Genomic DNA, 18,266 nt, shown 5'->3' with positions numbered 1-18,266 from the left:
TGCAAAACTCACTTTACAAAAGATAAATAGAATTCCATAACTTTGCAAAAATCATTCAAAACGACCTATGAAAATTGTAAATTTCTCCGAGAAAAACAGCATCATCAACCAGTATATGGCTGAAATCAGAGACGTGAATTATCAGAAAAACCGACTCCTTTTCCGCAATAATATCATGCGAATCGGCGAGTTCGAGGCTTTTGAACTATCGAAAACACTTGACTATGAGGCCCAAGATATCACTACACCTTTGGGCATTTCCAAGGTGAACGTGCCCACAGACAAGATTGTTTTGGCTACGATTTTCCGCGCCGGACTGCCTTTTCACAACGGATTCCTCAACGTTTTCGACCACGCCGGCAATGCTTTCGTGAGCGCCTATCGCGAATATAAGGATGCCGAACACCACGAAGTGGGTATCCACATCGAATATCTTGCCACGCCGAACATCGACGGTAAGAACCTCATCATAGCCGATCCGATGCTCGCAACGGGTGGAAGCATGGAGCTGGGTTACAAGGCTTTCCTCACAAAAGGAACGCCGAAGCAAATCCATGTGTGCTGTATCATCGCCTCTCCTGAGGGTATTGCGCACATAAAAAAGACATTTCCCGAAGATAAGACAACCATTTGGTGCGCCGCTATCGACCCCGGAATGAACGAACACAAGTATATCGTGCCCGGATTTGGCGACGCCGGCGACCTGTGTTACGGGGATAAGCTGTAGGGGGGAGCCTCCCCCGGCCCCTCCAAAGGAGGGGAGGGCGAGCTTGCGACAAGGTTATGAGAAACAAGAAAAATACGATTGATAATCAATAACTTACATTCTGTGTTCCAATCTCAGCCATTTTACTGTGCAATGTCAGCCATATTAGACGCTAAAATGGGTGAGATTGGCGCGTAATATAGCTGAAGTTGTATTGCTATATAGCTGAGGTGGCTTTCAACGCAAGTGGGTTCGATTTACTGGCCTGCCCATTCGCTCTCCCTTTTGCAAGGAGCAGGGTGGCTTTTTGCCGCTTTTTGGCATTGCTTTCTTGCGTATTACACGATAAATCCATACCTTTGCGGGCAAGAAAACCACGACACACATGAACACCATTGCACCTTTCGGACGACCCATGTACATGATGCTCAAGCCCGCAGGTTCGCTTTGTAACCTGCGATGCAAGTATTGTTACTATCTGGAAAAGGGCAAACTCTACGCCGACCGACGCAATCATGTCATCACAGATGAGCTTTTGGAGAAGTTCATCAAGGAATATATCGAGGCCCAAACCACCCCTCAAGTGCTCTTCACATGGCACGGCGGCGAAACATTGATGCGGCCCTTGGCCTTCTATCAGCGTGCCATCAAACTGCAACAAGCTTATGCCGGGGGTCGACAAATAGCCAATTGCATTCAAACCAACGCCACTTTACTCAACGATGCGTGGTGCCGTTTCTTCAAAGAAAACAATTTCTTGGTGGGTGTTTCCATTGACGGACCACAGGAGTTTCACGACGAATACCGGAAAACGGCCACGGGAAAGCCTTCCTTCCGACAGGTGATGAGGGGCATAGACCTGCTCAACAAGCACGGCGTTGAATGGAATGCGCTGGCCGTTGTCAATGATTTCAATGCCGATTATCCGCTCGATTGCTATCGCTTTTTCAAAGAGATTGACTGCCATTATATCCAATTTACGCCCGTTGTGGAGCGCATTATAGCGCGCAACGACGGCCTGAAACTGGCCCCGGGCATGCAGGAAGGTGGTACGATTGCACCCTTTTCGGTCACGCCGGAACAGTGGGGCAGCTTCCTATGTGCCGTCTTTGACGAGTGGGTGAGGCATGATGTGGGCGACTATTTCGTGCAACTTTTCGACGCAACGCTGGCAAATTGGGTCGGAGTTCCACCCGGAGTATGCACCATAGCCAAGGAATGTGGCCACGCAGGTGTGATGGAATACAACGGAGATGTGTTCTCTTGCGACCACTTTGTCTATCCCGAACATCGGTTGGGTAACCTCAATCAGCAGACAATCTTCGAGATGATGAACAGCGAAAAGCAGCAGACTTTCGCGCAGATGAAGCGTCGTTTGCTACCAAGACAGTGCAAGGAGTGTCGTTTTCTCTTTGCCTGCAATGGCGAATGTCCCAAGAATCGCTTCACGCGCGACCGCTTCGGAGACCCCGGTCTCAACTATCTCTGTGCGGGCTATCACCGCTTTTTCGCGCATGTGGCGCCCTATATGGACTTTATGAAGAACGAACTTGACAACCAACGCTCTCCGGCCAACGTGATGAACCAAGTGTTTACGGAGAGTGGCACGCCCTGAATAGAATTTTTTTCAGCCATTTTGCGACGTAATATGGACGTATTACGAACGGGTTGCACGCATGTAGGGACGCACGGTTCGTGCGTCCACTCTAACAATCGTGTATTTGTGTTTCATTCTCCTTGAGCGGACGCACGAGCCGTGCGTCCCTACATGCCTCTTATCAGCAATTCATCTTATCGTTCCAGCTAATCATAAAGTTCAAAGTCCAAAGTTCAAACTTCAAAGTCAAAAACCTCAAAGTTCAATGTTCAAGGTTCAAACTCCAAAGCCAGCAAATCATAAAGTTCAAAGTTCAATGGTCAAACTTCAAAGTCAAATTCCCTACATCTCAATCTTACTGCGCCGATGAGACGACTGTGGCGTTCGTGCCCACCGTTAAGCGCAGGGATTGCAGGTCTTCTTTCCTTGATGAGCTGCCCACCATAAGGGTAAAGGTGCCCGGTTCCACGCCGTATTTCATGGCAGCATCGTAATAAGAGAGCGATTCGGGCGTGATGAAGAACGTAACCGTCTTGGTTTCGCCGGCTTTCAAGGCTATTCTTTCAAATCCTTTCAGCTCTTTCACGGGTCGCGTGGCCGAACTATAGTCGTCGCGGATATAAAGTTGCACCACTTCTTCGGCATCAATCGTTCCTGTATTGGTGACATCGACGCTGATGCGGGCACTGTCGCCCACGGAGATGGCCGAGGTTGACAGGCGAGGACGTGAATAGCGGAAAGTGGTGTAGCTCAGTCCGTATCCGAAAGCATAGAGTGGGGCCGTTGTTCCGGTTGCATATGGGAAGCGATAGGCGCTTTTCTTGTGGTTGTAATAGCAGCCGATCTGTCCCGCATTGCGCGGTATCGTGATGGGAAGTTTCGCCGATGGCGACACTTTCCCATAGAGAATCTCTGCCAAGGCCTGCCCTCCGAGCAGTCCGGGTTCCCATGCTTCAACGATTGCTGGGACGTTATCGGCTATCCATTCGGTGGAAAGCGGACGCCCGTTGACCAATATCACGATGGTAGGCACGCCTGTTGCCACGACAGCCTCAACGAGTTGCTGCTGCATTCCGGGCAACGATAATTCATATCTGTCGCTGTTTTCACCGCAAGTTTTCTCTTTCCAGTGGTACCGCATGGAGTTTTCTCCCACCACAAGTATGGCTAATTCTGATGCTTTTGCACGCTTCACGGCCTCTTCGATCTGCGGTTTTGTGAGCGAACGCACGTTGCGTCCGACATCAAGATAGTCGATTTGGGCATCCGGTTCTTGCGCTTTGATGCCTTCCAATACCGTGATGACGTTCTCTTCGGGCTGTTCAAAGCTCCAGTCTCCCAGCGTAGATTGATTGTCAGCATTGTGTCCTGTGATGAAAATCCTGCTGAAACGGCCTCGCCGAAGCGGCAACATCTGGTTCTCATTCTTCAACAACACGATGCTTCGGCGGGCCATGTCGAGTGCCGTCTGCCGGTGTTCGGCGGTCAATACGGCCTTCGGAATGGCCTTGATATTTACGAATGGCTGCTCGAAAAGACCCAGATCGAACTTCAATTTCAGGATTTCGGCTACCCTGTCGTCTATGTTCTTCGGATTGATTTTCCCCTCCTCGACGGCCTTGATGACGCATTCTCCAAAGCCGGGGCCATGCATGTGGACATCTATCCCTGCCGCTTGCCCCATGAGATAAGCCTCTTCCTTGGTGGGAACGACCGTATGTAGCGTGCTCATGCGCTCAACATCCAGCCAATCGCTGACGATAATGCCCTTGAACCCCAGCTCTTTTCGAAGCAAATCGTTCAAAAGCCAGCGGTTGCCATGGCAGGGAATGCCGCTCAAATCGTTGTGTGAAGGCATGAGCGACATGACACCGGCGTCAATACACTTGATAAACGAGGGCAAAAACACCTCGCGCAGCATGCGTTCCGACATGTCTGCCGGCGAACCATTGATGCCGTTGGTCGTCAAACTGCCGCCAACGAAATGCTTCATGCATGCCAATACCTTGTCTTGTCCTTGCAATTTGGAGGTTTGCAAGCCGCGAACGGTAGCGCTTCCCATGCAGCCTGACAGATAAGGGTCCTCGCCGAACGTCTCACCCACGCGTCCCCAACGCGGGTCGCGGGCTATTTCTACGTTCGGAGCAAAGGCCCATTGCACGCCACATGCGCGAAGTTCAACGGCCGTTTGGCGTGACATGCGCTCTATCAGACTTGGAGAAAAGGTCGCAGCCTGCCCGATTGGCGTGGGATAAACCGTGGCTCCGCGATACAATCCATTGCCATGCATGGCGTCGATGGCGATGAACAGTGGGATTTTCAGCCTGCTTTGCCGGGCTAACTGCTGCAGATAATTGGCCTCTTCGGCTGTAACAACGTGGAGAAAAGAGCCTATCAAGCCCTTTCTTGTCATCTCGCGGATACGTTCAACCGTGTAACCGGGATAGAAACCTGAGGCATCACTCGTCTCCAATTCCTGCAAAGTGAGTGCCTGTTGTGCGCCTATCATGTGGCTGATGCCCACATATTGGCACATTTGTGCAACCTTTTCTTCGAGCGTCATGCGGCTCATCAGGTCCTTGACGCGCTGTTCTGTCGGAAGTTTCGCATTGGTATAGTCGGGCTTTTTCGCTGCTGAAGCATTGCCGGCAAAGCCCAATGACAAGAATATCAATATCAGTTTATACATAAATTTGGTGTTGTTTATCGAACGACATATTTCTTTCCGCCTTGGATATAAATGGTTCCGGCGAGCTGTTTGCGGGGGACTCTGATGCCCTGAAGCGTATAAATGGCATTTTTATCGGCCGAACGGGCCGTTTGATGGCAGCCAGTTCGTTGGCCAATATGCGTGGTCGGACCGTCGGGCGTGCCGAGAACGTGCATCTCCCACAGGCTTGCTCCCCAAGAAGAAGAGCCGCTTTTCAGTTGTTTCAGCTTGATATACCGTGCCTTAACGGGGGCGTCCAAGACATGAGGGTCGGGGAAATAACTGCCAGCGGCAATGTCGTTGGAGACATAAGTGCGCCGGTATTCGCCGAGATGTTTCTTTTGTGAGATGACAGGTGCCGTGCTCCATTGCGGCGTTCCGTCAGGGTTCGCCTCTGTTGCCACGTATATTTCATACTGTTTCGCGTAGTTTTCCCACAGTGGACAAATCATATTGACGGCATAGATGCGTCCTAAATCGACCCACCAGTCGCATTCTCCGACATTCTTTCCAGCTCCCCAGCGCGTATTATACGTGCCATCGATGGCCTTATCCGCCCCATAAGTCCCGCTGTTGTTGTCGGTTGCGTAGGCTTTGACGGCGGGATTGTTCTTCAAAGAAGCGATGTTCAGGCGTTCCCAGTCTGTCTGTGCATTCACGATATAGGCATCATTGATTTTCGATACCTCGGGGGTAACAAAGCCAAAGCCGCCTTGAAAGTTCCAAAGGCAATGGCCGATGCCGTATTCCCGACAGATTTGAGCGACGTCTTCCAGCCATTTTAGTCTGCTTTGTCGGGGCGTTCGGTTATAGCATCCAAACTCTCCGCACCACACTTGCAGCCCTAATGCCTGGGCTTTGTCAATGGCTTGCTTCATCAAAGTCTTCAATATTGCTTTGTCAAATGTGCGTCCTTCGCTGGCAACGGCAGCCTGATCGGCAGGGCTTAATGCATTGAAATCGTCGTCAGTTACAGCCAATCCGGGGTATTGTATGGGCACCGTGAGATGGGCAAATGCGCTCAACCATGAGGCTTGATAGTGGGTAATCAAATGAGGATTGTAGAAATGGAACGTCAGAATGATGTTCTTATCGCCCGAAGGTACTTCTAAATGGGAGAATTCCTTGACGTTGTTCCATAGGTTACTCCCGATAACAACCTTGCGAAGTGGCTCTTCTTTGCGTATTTCGGCCAGCGTTTTGGCGGCCAAACGGTTCCAGTCTGCAGCCGTGGGAGCTGTAGGTTCGTTGAGAAGTTCATAGGCCAACAGGTCTTCGGGATAGTGTTTCAGTTCACTTTGCAGCTGCTTCCACAGACCGATGAAGTGCTGTTGGGCCTCAACGCTGCTCCACAAGTTTTGCTTAACGGCCGTCTGATAGCTGCTATGACTGCTGCTGAAGGCCACATCGTCAATCCATAGCTCAGCCATTTCATTGTCGGGGCGTATCGTTATGCGTGTGATTTTCTTCCCTTCTAACTTATGATAGGGCGAAACATCGGCCTCTATCCAATGGTCTTTCACCTTTACGTCATAGCCGAGATAGGCGGTTGTGCCGTCTTCTGCCTCAAACTTGAACGTGATATAGCCCGTCTTGCTCTTGCGAACCTTGAAACGGAGATACTTGAACTGTGAAGAACCGACGCTGATATTCACTTCTTTCCGCTCTGTTCCTTTCCAGTTGCTGTTCTCCGTCAGGCTGACATGAAGCACTTTCCGGCTCTTATTGATGCCCGTGGCATCGGGGTTGTCGACGACTTCCACCTTGATACCGCTGCTGCTGTTAGATTTCCACTTGCCGACAAGGCCGTCTTCAAAGTCGTCGATGAAGCTTTCTGCACCTCCACCGAAGTCGTGTTCCTTAATAATATGAAGGTCGACGACGGCTTTCATGTGGTGTTTCTCAATCCAACCGAGAGCTGTATGGAGACGGGCAAAGCTTTCAGCGTTCTTACTTCCGTCCGTTTTGAACAGTTGGCACTCGTCAACGGGAAGCCGAACATGGTCGAATTGCAAGGCAGACAGCATCTCTACATCTTTCTCTTTGAACGAGACATTCGCCTTTTGTGACAGCCAATCGCCGATATTCACACCTTGTTTCAGACGGAAGACATCGGCTTTCTGGGCCAAACCTTTCGAAGAATAACTGCACATCAGCCCCAAAAAGTACATGCCCACTGCATATTTCAGCAGGCAATGTGATACATGTTTTCGATTCATACGCATTATTTCAACAAGTAAAGTTTAAGAAGTCGGTTCCACAACACTGATAATAGCTTCGCGAACCGTTTCATATTTGGGTGTTTTCACAACCAATTTGATATTGAATTTTCCCTGTGTCGTGGGCACATACGTGTAACCTATGCCCCGATGCACCTCCACTCCGTCGACATACCATATCCCTTCACAACAACGTGAAGGCGTATATTGAACTCTTATCTCCAAGGGTTTGTCTTGTGGCGTGCTGAATTCGCCGAGCGTTCCGTCAGCTTTCTTCTCGGGCCATTGGCCGAATATGCGTGGATATTCATCTTCCGTGAGTTCCGGAGTGTCTGTTTCATCGTTGCTACAACCAGCAAACAAACCGCCTATCATCATTAGGCTGAACACAATATATATAAAATGTCTCATCATTATTTGTTTTTAAGGGTTATTCTATCTTTCGTTTCATCATGCCATTTGGTCTATCTTTGGTCATTGGTCCCACCATACAGGTTTGTTCCAATCGTCGGTTCCGCCCATTCGGTCTATGGCTTCGTTATAATGAACCTTGTTGTAGGAACTCTCAAAGATAGGATAACAGAGGCGCAATGGGGTGGTTTGCGAGTCAATGCACTTGGCTCCGTAGTCTGGCGACGGCTTCAATATGGGGTAACCGCTCCTGCGCCAGTTGGCATATCCCTCCCATGGATTGTTGAAATGCAGGATCCACAGTTGCGTATTGATTTTTTCTAACTGGTCATCCAAGTCGGTTGACACGTTATTATGCCTGATATAGTGGTCTATATCCCTGTCTTTAAAGGCATCAGCCCCATAGTTTTCCAAGAAATGGAACGCTGCTTTCACACCTTGAGCATAAAGCTTTTCGACCGTTTCGCTGCTCATTTCGCTTCCCCAACGCGCCACGGCTTCGGCCTCCAACAGCTTGGTTTCGGCGGCAGTCATAATGACTCCGGGCGACGTTAGCTTCAAGAATATGTTGTTGATTTGCGGCCGACACTCTTTCATCAAGTACTTCTTGACCTGTTTACTCCAATATCCACTGGGCCATTTCTCATAATGAAAGTAGCCTGGGTCAACAGGTTGGAACTTGGCTTTCGGTGTATTGATCATCTCATCGGTGATGTCTGCACGCCCAAATGGCTTATTAGGCGAGCTTTGATCGTAGTTACGGCAGTAAACGAACTGCCGGGGGTCCTTCGTTTTACCTAAATAATTGAAGAAAGTGGAGCAGATATACATCGTAGGATGGTCCTCACGACCTCTCATTAACTGTGATAAACCGTTGCGACGATACTCATCATTGGTCCAATCAAAGCTGTCATAGACATACCTGACGAGTGCTTCTTCCTTGTCAGATGCAATCAATCCGCCGCTATTGTGCAGGGCTTTGCTCGCTTCTTCCTTGGCCAAGTCGGGCGCAACGTTTACCATTCGCATGGCATAACGCAGATGTAGCGCGTTGGCCAGCTTCTTCCATAGGCCGACATCGCCGTTATAGATGAGGTCGCCCGTCACTTTTAATGGCTGATTTTCGTCAAGAGAGTCGTTGGCTACCTGCAATTCGTTCATGAAATCCTTGTAGATATCTTCCTGACGGTCGAACTTTGGCTGCACGATACCATTGATATAGCCACGCCCGGCCTCTGTGTAAGGCACGTCACCATATAGGTCTGTGATGATACCGGAGACGAAAACCTTAAACACCCGCGCCATATAATAGAGGTTACGTTGGTCGCTTTCGCGCGTATGGTCAATGATGTCAACCAGATTCTTCACCGTCATGGGATACATTTGCTCGTAGATATAGCCCATATATTTGTCATCTTTCAGGTAATGACCACCATAATTGGTCACTCCCCAGTCTCCCATTAGGTACTGACAAAAGGGCATTGCGTACTTCAAAGCCGTCTCCTGCCATATCCAATAGCCCCAAACTTGGGCCTCACATTGCGAGAGTTGATAATTAGGGTCTGTATCCGGCGACTTCGCAGGGTTGGTATTCAATTCGTCGAAAGCGCTGTCGCTGCATGATCCCAGCGTCATAGCCAGCATACAAAGCAAAGATACGGAGATTCGATATATTGTTTTCATAATCATTTCAATTGGTTAGAATTTGAGATTTACGTTCAATCCGAAACTTCTTCTTGAAGGAAGCGAACCGAATTCAAGGCCCATGCCGGTCCCGTTGTTGTAGTTGGAGTCGGGATCGATGTTGGGAACGTTCTTATAAATATTGAAAAGGTTACGCGCAACGAATGAAATCGAGAGCGAATTGACCACCTTTCCCAACATTTGCTTGGGGAAAGCGTACGACAAGGTCAGCTCCCTCAGCTTGACATATGAGTTATCATAGATGAATGGACGGGCCGTTTGCGTGGTCACATACGACCAATATTCCTGCGGATTGACGTAGATGTCATTCGGTTTATAGGTGCCATCGGCCTGCTTGATCACGCCCTTGGCGATGTATCCTCCTGTTGGTTTCCACTTCTTGGGGGCCACTCCGGCAGCCAATCGCTTCTCTTCCGATCGATACCAGCCCTCTCTTCCCTCGAGTGTTTCCTTGTGTTTACCTGTGCTGTAGGCCGAACGGGCCGACATGGAATAGAGGTCTGCTCCCACTTTCACGTCAAAAATGGCCCCAAGAGAGATGTTCTTGTAACGGAAGTTGGTTGTCAATCCGCCCGTCCAGTCCCACGTTGCGTTGCCTAAGACCTTGAGGTCGTCGGTCATTTTGGGCAATCCCGTCGTCCCATCGATGATGATATCGCCGTTTTCATTGCGTAGGAAGTCCTTTCCCATGATGCAACCGTAGTTCTCGCCCACCTTTGCAACGACCTTCACACCAAGCCATCGGGCCGAAGCCAGCTCGAATTCATCAATCCCATTGGCCAATCTTTTCACCTTATTTGCGTTCTTTGCGAAGTTAATATTCAGGTCCCAACTGAAGTCTTTCAGCACTATTGGCCGCGTATTCAGCACAAGTTCGATGCCTCGGTTCTCAATATCTCCGGCATTGATCAGCTGGTATCGGTAGCCTGAACCATACGAAGTGTTCATTCGAAGGATTTGATCTCGGCTGTGTTGGTTGTAATATGTGAAGTCAATTCCTATTCGGTTGTTGAGGAACTTCAGTTCAAATCCCAGCTCCATAGAGTTGGTCATGGTTGGTTTCAGGTCTCTATTGGGTATCACATCACCCGAGATGGAAGCCATAGGAAAGCTTCCGAAGCTGTTAGGAGCCATCTCATAGATGTTCTTCAGCATGTAAGGATTGGTGTCATTTCCCACTTTTGCCCACGAAGCTCTTACCTTTCCGTAGGGCAATATGGCCTTGTTTATGTGGAAAAACTCCGAGAATAAGAAGCTTCCCGAGGCCGAAGGATACCAATAAACATTGTTATTTACCGGAAGCGTTGACGAACAATCGCCCCGCAATGTCATGTCTAAGAACGCGAAATTATCGTAAGCCAGATTGACACTTCCATAGAGAGAGTTGATTTGTTTGCGGTAAGTATCCTCCTTATTTACCTTTTCTGTGAAGCTTTGAAGGGCCTTTGTGCTACGCATAATCATGTTTTGTGCGGTCACGATATGGGTCTCATTGTCCACCTTATAGATGTTTCCTCCGAGCGTAGCACCATAATCCCACTTCTTATATTTGTCTTTATAGATGGCCAAAAGCTCTGCCGTATGCATCCGGTTCTGATAATTCTTGCGCTCGAACCAGCCGCGTTCACGCCCTGGAGACGTGGGATAAGCAAACTCTTCAAAGGTGAAATAGTTGATATCCGTGCCGAGCGTGGCCTGCAAGGTCAGCTGTTTCAGGGGGCGATACCTGAGGATTGCCGACCCTTTATAGTTGTCTTTCTTCGACTCGTTCGTCATCTTATGGAGCACCCAATAGGGATTGATGTTGTAAACATCGCCGTTGTTCCAATTGTAATACTCCCCTTTGGCGTCCTCATAGTTATGTTTGAGCCACGCTTGGTCAAAGGTCGTGGAGAGCGTCATCAGGTTCTTTGCCACATTGGCACGGTGATCGGCCACCGCAGGACGGTTCGTTACACGCTCTCGAGTGTAAGTAACTTTGAAGTCTAAGTCGACATATTTCGTGATATTTGTATTGGTTCTGAGGTTCAATGTGTTGCGTGCCATGTGCGTTTTGGGCAGAAGATCCCGGTCTCTCATGTCGGTATAGGTCACACGCAAGCCCGTTTTGCCCGTCTTCTTGTTGACGATGAGCGAGTTGGACGTGTTGATTCCCGTACGGAAAAAGCCGTCGATGTTGTTCTTGACAGCGACATACGGACGCGCCACACCGTCAAAATAGGTCAGATAAAGGCCCGGATCAAGGCGCGGTCCCCAGTTCCTGTTAGACGAGAAACGGTCGTCTGTCATCGTGATGCGGCCGTCGGAACCTTGTCCGAACTTGTATTGTACGTCGTTCCATTTCGTGAGTTGCGTCTCAAAAGTGGTCGTACTGTTCAGTTCAACCGAGAAGTCTTTCTTCGTATCTGCCCGCTTTGTCGTGATGAGAATAACGCCGTGAGAAGCCCTACTGCCGTATAAAGCCGAGGCAGCCGGCCCTTTCAGCACCGAAATGTTCTCAATATCGTCGGGGTTGATACTTGAGATTCCGTCGCCAAGGTCGTAACCTCCCCACTGATCGGAGCTGTCGAAGTTGGTGTTATCCATGGGAACACCGTCGATGACATATAGTGGTTGGTTGTTACCCGTAAGCTCCGTGCTGCCTCGAAGGATTACTCTTGTAGAACCAGATGGCCCGGTTGCCGTCTGACTGACGGTGAGTCCGGCCACTTTTCCGGCCAACGAGTTGATGACATTCGGCTCTTTTGCCTTCTGAAGTTCGCGTCCGTTGATTTCGCCTAACGAATATCCCAACGCTTTACGGTCGCGCTTGATGCCTAAAGCAGTAACGACAACCTCGCCCAACCGCTTGGTATCTTCCGTCAACGTAATCTTTAACGGCTTGTTTCCAGCTGTTTTCACTTCCTGTGTGACGTATCCGATGTAGCTCACTACAAGCACTGCGCCCGGAGCTGCATTGATACTGAAACGTCCTTCCGCATTGGTTATCGTCCCGTTGTTGGCACCTTTGACCATGATGCTGGCCCCGATGATCGGCTCATTGCCAGCATCTGTCACCTGACCTTTGATGGATTGCGTCGGCGTCTGGGCCTGTACGCCATTCCCGAATAGCGAGAATAGAGTCAGAAACATGAGAAAAAGGAAAAAATGTTTTTTCATAAGCAGATATTATTTTTTAAGTATGGTCTTGTCATTCCGCGTATATTTAACGCCGATGTTTGCCACAAAGTTCTGAAAAACCAATGACACAGACCTTGAAAATCTATCGGAAAATCTTTAAAATATATCGGAAAAAGATGCAGAAATCATTTAACAAGTGACTCAAAATGCTTGAAGTATTCGCGAACGCTTTTCCATTTGCCGACAAATAAGCGTATTTCATTGCACAATAAAACTGATTGGAAGATGTAGGGACGCACGGTCTGTGCGTCCGCTCAAGGAGAATGAAACACAAATGCACGATTGTTAGAGCGGACGCACGGGCCGTGCGTCCCTACATGCCTCTTGTCAACAGTTCATCTTATCATTTTGCTAATCATAAAGTTCAAAGTTCAAAGTTCAATATTCAAAGTCAAGGTCCCTGCATGCATTCGAACGGTTTGCAATCTCAGCCATATTGCGCGGTAATCTCAGCCCTTTTAGCGCGTAATATGGCTGACATTGCGCGGTAAAATGGCTGGAATTGGAACGCAGGATATAAGTTGTTGATTTCCAATGTCAAAGACCTTGGATTTTGTTCTCCTAACCGCAAGCGGTATATTGATGAAAATCGTAGAATACCAAAAATGTTTTATAAATCAATAGGGTTCACTTTCTTTTATATATTCTCTGGTGTTTTTTATATACCGCTTGCGGTTAGGCGATAAAAAACCTTTCATCTCCATTCCATCTGATTTGAATAAAATGGAAGATGCTTGCGGTTAGGCGATAAGAAACCTTTCATTGGGAATTAGGAAAACCTTTCATTGGAAGAAAACGCAACGCCCTTGGCATTAGCTTCTTGCTCGTTGCTCGGTGACAGGGTTGACGTGCAACGTCAACCCTGCCCTATAAACAACGAAACCGCGATGCGTTTTGCTATATACGTATTGGGAATGCAGAACATAAAGAGAGGATAAACAACGAAATTCCGATGGGGTTTGCTCCTCAAAACGCTCTTGTTCGCCCTTATGGTTTATCGAGTAAGTCAAAAAAAACAACAGGCAAGTAGTTCTTATTAGCGCATGTTGGTCTTTACCTCCCTTGTCTTTCGTCAAAAACCAACAGCAAGTATCTCTCATTGACATTCCTTTGGCCCCTTTCCTGCCCCATCTTTTCCATCATAACCCCACTTTTAGTCCTCCTTTTTGCCTGCAGTTGCGAAAAAAAGCGTAATTTTGTGACAACCAGTTTCAATACAATGAAAAAATACTTGCTGTGTTTTCTCTTGTCATGTTCACTCGTTTCGGGGGCCCGACCCACGCTCCGGAGCGACATGTTCCGCTGCTATCAGCTCTCTTCCGACCGCGGATTGAGCAGCGACAGAGTGTTTTCACTGTGCCGTGATAGCTGGGGACGCATGTGGATAGCTACCAAATCGGGTGTCGATTGCTACGATGGAACGCGCATACGCAACTACCGCTTGTTCGGAACCGGGGTGATTGAAGACGACATGGGCCATAAGATCAGGCTCTGTAAACCGGCAGAAAGCGGCGTGACGGCCTATACCAATGCCGGGAAAATCTTCCGTTTCGACCCCTATGCCGACCGTTTTCGCCTGCTGGCCGACTTGGGAAAGCGGCTGCGGCGGCCCATCTATCTCTACAGTTTGACTGTGGACGGGACGCAGGCTTACGCTTGTACGTTGGAAGGTGTCTATAAAATCGGTGCCGGTTGGAAGCATATCAGCCGCATACATCATGCAAAAACCGCCGACATTGCCCTTGATTCTGCCTTCATCTACATGGCCACGGACGAGGGATTGTACCGTTTGCCCAAGACAGGAAAGCGTGGCGGAGGGTGGATTTTCAGCGGCGTCAACGTGCAAACGGTCTTTCTCGACCGACAGACGGGGCTGCTCTGGGCCGGCACAAAGCATCAAGGTGTGTTGCTTTATGACCGTCGGAAAGGGCGACGCGTTGCTGCATTGAGTCTCGAAACCCTGCCCGATAAGACCTGCAGAAGCATATCGGGCTATGACAAACAAACGTTGTTGCTCGGCATAGACGGCGAAGGTGTCTATGCGGCACGGCGAAACGGCACCGCAGCATGGAAGCTGTTGAGCACGGAAGGCAGTGCCGACACGCGCTTGATGTCGAATGATATCTACGATGTGCTGGGCGATGGCAACGGAAATATATGGATTGGGAAATACACAGAGGGCGTAACGGTGTGCAATCTCCTGCGGGCACGCTATCAAACCGTGCAGCATGAGTCGGGCAACGGGCAGAGTCTTGTCAACAATCATGTGAATGCCGTACTCGAAGATGGGCGGGGTAACCTTTGGTTTGCTACCGACGACGGCATCAGTATCCGTTCCGTTGCAGGCACATGGCAGCATCTTTATCCCGGGAAAGTGTTCCTGACGCTGTGCAGGGGAACCCAAAATGACGTGTGGGCCGGCAGCTATGGCTTCGGATTATGGCAGATAGATGGCGGTGGAAACCTGCTGAAAAGGCTCACAACTGCCAACTCTCGGCTCACAACGAACAGGATATACGCTGTTTATAGAGACCGTTTGGGCAACCTATGGATAGGCGGTCACAAGGGCGCCTTGGTCAGATTGTCGCGCGACAAAGCCGTGCGTAGCTATCCGGTAGACTTCGTTCACCATATCACGGAGGCGGATAAGCACACCTTGGCCTTTGCCACTGCCAATGGATTCTACACGATTGACGTGCAAGGAAACGGACTTCAAAGGCACTTCGACTATCCCAAACGCTACGGAGTGAGGAGCAATAGCTACATCAACTTCATTTTTCCGATGGGCAAAAGCTTGTGGTTGGCCACGGATGGTGGCGGACTTGTGTGTCTGAACCTGCAGACGAAGCATGCCAAGGTCTATACGACGGCCGACGGACTGCCCTCGAACGATGTCTACACCGTGGCCGTTGACAAGCGAAACAGGGTGTGGGTGAGCACCGATCACGGCCTTGCCTACATGCCATACGGCAGAAATGCCGCTACAAAGTTCGCTTCATTGAGTACGCTCAATGAGCAGGTGGCCAACTATAAGCCTGCTGCTTTTGCGCAATTAGCCGACGGTAGGTTCCTCTACGGAAGCAACAACGGGGCTATTGCCTTCAATCCTGTCGACTTCGGTAACTATCATTACCGCGCACCCTTGCGGATTTACGGGTTCAGCGTTACCCATCCTTCGGGCAGGAACGACCGCCGACGTGACGCAGAAGTGAACCGAATGCTCCTCAGGGATAGGGATATCCGATTGGCATACGATGAAAACATTTTTACAATCTCGTTCACCTCGGTTTCCTTTCAATATCAGAACGATATGCTTTATACCTACCGTATGGAGCATTTCGACCGCAACTGGTCTCCTCCTTCGCGTGCAACCGACGTGCGATATACCAACCTTCCGCCCGGAAACTACGTCTTCCACGTGCGCAGCATCAGCCGGAATACCGGCAAACAGATAGGCGAAGCGCGGCTGATGATACACATTTCGCGCCCTTGGTGGACCACGCTTTGGGCATGGCTGGCCTATCTTCTGTTCGCGTCATTGGTCTTCTACAGCCTTTGGCGCAACTATATGGGACGGCTCGAAAGGGAGAATTTCAAGAACAAATTGCAGTTCTTTGTCAACACCGCCCATGACATACGAACGCCGGTGACGCTGATTATCAACCCGCTAAGGGACTTATACAAACGCCAAAGCCTTGCCCTTGAAGACCAAAAGCTGCTGTCTTTGGCCCTAAACAGCGCACGGGACCTTCATCATTTCACCACCGAACTGCTCGATTTTCAGAAGATGGACCTCCATACATCGGGAAGAAAGCAGATGAAAGTGGCCCTCTGCGACCTGAAATCCTGCCTGAAAGAGATTGCAGGAAGCTGTGCCTCGCTGTTCGAAGAAAAGGAAATACGCATGCGACTGATAGTTCCTGAAGAGGAAGTTTGGGTATGGATGAACCGCGAAAAAACAAACCATGTATTATATAATGTGGTGGTCAATGCCGTAAAATATAACCGTCGCGGTGGGAAAATCATCATCAGGCTCTCCAAAAGCAAGCATCAGGCCGTCATTGCCGTGCGCGATACGGGCATAGGTATACCACAACGGTCGCAGAAAAAGCTCTTTTCGCTGTTCTATAGAGCCGACAACGTGGCCGAAACGGGTCAAAGTGGCAATGGGATAGGACTGGCCTTTGCCCGCGAAATCATGCGAATGCACAAGGGAGACATCACATTTAGCAGTACAGAAGGGAAGGGAACGACTTTCTTTATCGTCTTTCCAAGGAAGAACAAGCACCGGGAGTCGCTTCGATTGTTGCCGCCACTGACCGCTGAAACGGCTACCCTTCACCCTCAAAAAGATGAAGACAGCGCCTCGGAAACGGCCTTTTCCGTGCATCAACCGGCCACAATTGAAGGCGAGTGCGACCATGAAAGCAACCCGAACCGAAAGCGGTTGATGATCATTGAGGATAATGATGCGCTGCGTTTCTACCTGCATCGTATCTTCGAAGCCGACTATCAGGTCATTGACATGCCTGAAGGAGACAGCGCCCTCGCTTATTTGGAACAGCACATGGTTGACTTTATCATCAGTGATGTGATGATGCCGGGGATACAAGGCGACATATTATGTCGCAAAATCAAGACTTCTGTGGCGACATCGCATATTCCTGTCGTCCTGCTTACGGCCAAAGCAGGGCGCGAAGACGCCATGAAAGGACTCGACAGCGGGGCCGATGACTACATTCCGAAGCCGTTTGACTCGGAAATGCTCAAAGCCAAGGTGCGCAACAGAATGAACAGTCAGCGGCAACTGCGCGAGCATATCGTGCAACAGTACCGATTGGAGCATGGAACGGCTACCGCCTCACGGACTGAAAACGTGGAAAGCTACCCCGAACTGAACGAAATCGACCGCCAATTCCTTGACCGTTGCATGGCATACATCATGGAAAACATGCACGAAACCGACTTCAATATCACCTCCCTTTGCCGGGAAATCGCCGTGAGCCGCACCGTGTTGTATGAGAAACTCAAGGCCCTGACCGGGAAATCACCCGGAGACTTCATCACGATTCTGCGCATGCAAAAGGCCGCCGAACTGCTGCAAAGGGGCGAGACGATACAAGATGTGGCCGTAAAAATAGGACTTTCAGATGCCAACTACTTCAGTACGGCTTTCAAAAAACATTATGGTGTACCGCCAAGTAAATACAAAAAGGAGCCGACGACGGCGGATGGTACGTACAAAACGCCATAGATAGGTTCAAATCCACTTGGGTGTTCGCATGCGTTTTAGTTGACGGTAAGCGCGTAAACAGGCGAACAAGTTGATTGTTGCACGGCATGTAGGGACGCACGGGTCTGTGCGTCCGCTCTAACAATCGTGCATTTGTGTTTCATTCTCCTTGGGCGGACGCACGAGCCGTGCGTCCCTACATACCTCAAAGCATGCAAATCATTTTTTAACATAACGTGAGTTCGATGAATTATAAGTGTCTGTAAATTTGGTGATTAGCGAAATTTGTTGTAACTTTATAGTACTGATTTACAAAGAAATACAAACAAAAATCGCTATGATCACCGAGGACAAAGTTACGGAAATATTTTGTATGGCAGACGACTTCTGCAAGTTTTATGACGCAATGATGGCAAAATACACGCTAAAACCAACCAATAAGAGCCCATATCACCGTGATTCCACGATGTCAAAGGCTGAAATCATGCTCATCATGATTCTCTTTC

The 18,266-nt window shown here is 49.3% G+C and carries 8 protein-coding genes and 1 pseudogene; 4 read left to right on the top strand and 5 right to left on the bottom strand.

Translation table 11 applies throughout. The annotated features are described in order from the left end of the window. The first annotated feature begins 67 nt into the window (after window positions 1-67). On the top strand, window positions 68-727 hold the full coding sequence (gene upp, locus H164_RS0108095; protein WP_008564375.1) for a uracil phosphoribosyltransferase: 660 nt from the start codon (window positions 68-70) through the stop codon (window positions 725-727). 364 nt (window positions 728-1,091) lie between these two features. Further along, window positions 1,092-2,321 (top strand): anaerobic sulfatase-maturation protein, encoded by a 1,230-nt coding sequence (locus tag H164_RS0108090; RefSeq protein ID WP_019968147.1) that lies wholly within the window; start codon window positions 1,092-1,094, stop codon window positions 2,319-2,321. A gap of 337 nt (window positions 2,322-2,658) precedes the next feature. Here the strand turns inward: H164_RS0108090 and H164_RS0108085 are convergent, their stop codons facing one another. From H164_RS0108085 to H164_RS0108065, 5 genes are read right to left on the bottom strand one after another with little or no spacing between them, the layout of a single operon-like run. Beyond that, window positions 2,659-4,992 (bottom strand): glycoside hydrolase family 3 N-terminal domain-containing protein, encoded by a 2,334-nt coding sequence (locus tag H164_RS0108085; protein ID WP_019968146.1) that lies wholly within the window; start codon window positions 4,990-4,992, stop codon window positions 2,659-2,661. 14 nt (window positions 4,993-5,006) lie between these two features. Beyond that, window positions 5,007-7,232 carry a cellulase family glycosylhydrolase gene (locus H164_RS0108080; RefSeq protein ID WP_025830133.1) on the bottom strand — a complete coding sequence of 742 codons (2,226 nt, stop codon included), beginning with the start codon at window positions 7,230-7,232 and terminating at the stop codon, window positions 5,007-5,009. A 24-nt stretch (window positions 7,233-7,256) separates the two neighbouring features. Next, on the bottom strand, window positions 7,257-7,646 hold the full coding sequence (locus tag H164_RS0108075; RefSeq protein ID WP_008564379.1) for a hypothetical protein: 390 nt from the start codon (window positions 7,644-7,646) through the stop codon (window positions 7,257-7,259). A 60-nt stretch (window positions 7,647-7,706) separates the two neighbouring features. Further along, the gene (locus H164_RS0108070; RefSeq protein WP_025830137.1) at window positions 7,707-9,326 is read right to left on the bottom strand and encodes a SusD/RagB family nutrient-binding outer membrane lipoprotein; all 1,620 of its coding nucleotides are present in this window, start codon (window positions 9,324-9,326) and stop codon (window positions 7,707-7,709) included. A 15-nt stretch (window positions 9,327-9,341) separates the two neighbouring features. After that, entirely contained in the window at window positions 9,342-12,506 is a 3,165-nt protein-coding gene (locus H164_RS0108065; protein ID WP_025830138.1) for a SusC/RagA family TonB-linked outer membrane protein, read from the bottom strand. Window positions 12,507-13,746: 1,240 nt separating this feature from the next. On the opposite strand from H164_RS0108065, the gene H164_RS0108055 reads away from it, so the two are divergent. Both H164_RS0108055 and H164_RS15900 read left to right on the top strand, forming a co-directional pair. Further along, window positions 13,747-17,781: a hybrid sensor histidine kinase/response regulator transcription factor gene (locus H164_RS0108055; RefSeq protein WP_025830140.1), complete on the top strand. Its 4,035-nt coding sequence runs from the start codon at window positions 13,747-13,749 to the stop codon at window positions 17,779-17,781. 316 nt (window positions 17,782-18,097) lie between these two features. Next, window positions 18,098-18,266 (top strand): annotated as a pseudogene (locus H164_RS15900) (IS982 family transposase); the annotation flags it as partial.

Source organism: Segatella maculosa DSM 19339 = JCM 15638 (assembly GCF_000382385.1).
GTDB classification, from domain to species: Bacteria; Bacteroidota; Bacteroidia; order Bacteroidales; family Bacteroidaceae; genus Prevotella; species Prevotella maculosa.
Note: the sequence above shows the minus strand (reverse complement) of the source record. Positions and strands in the feature narration are given on the sequence as shown.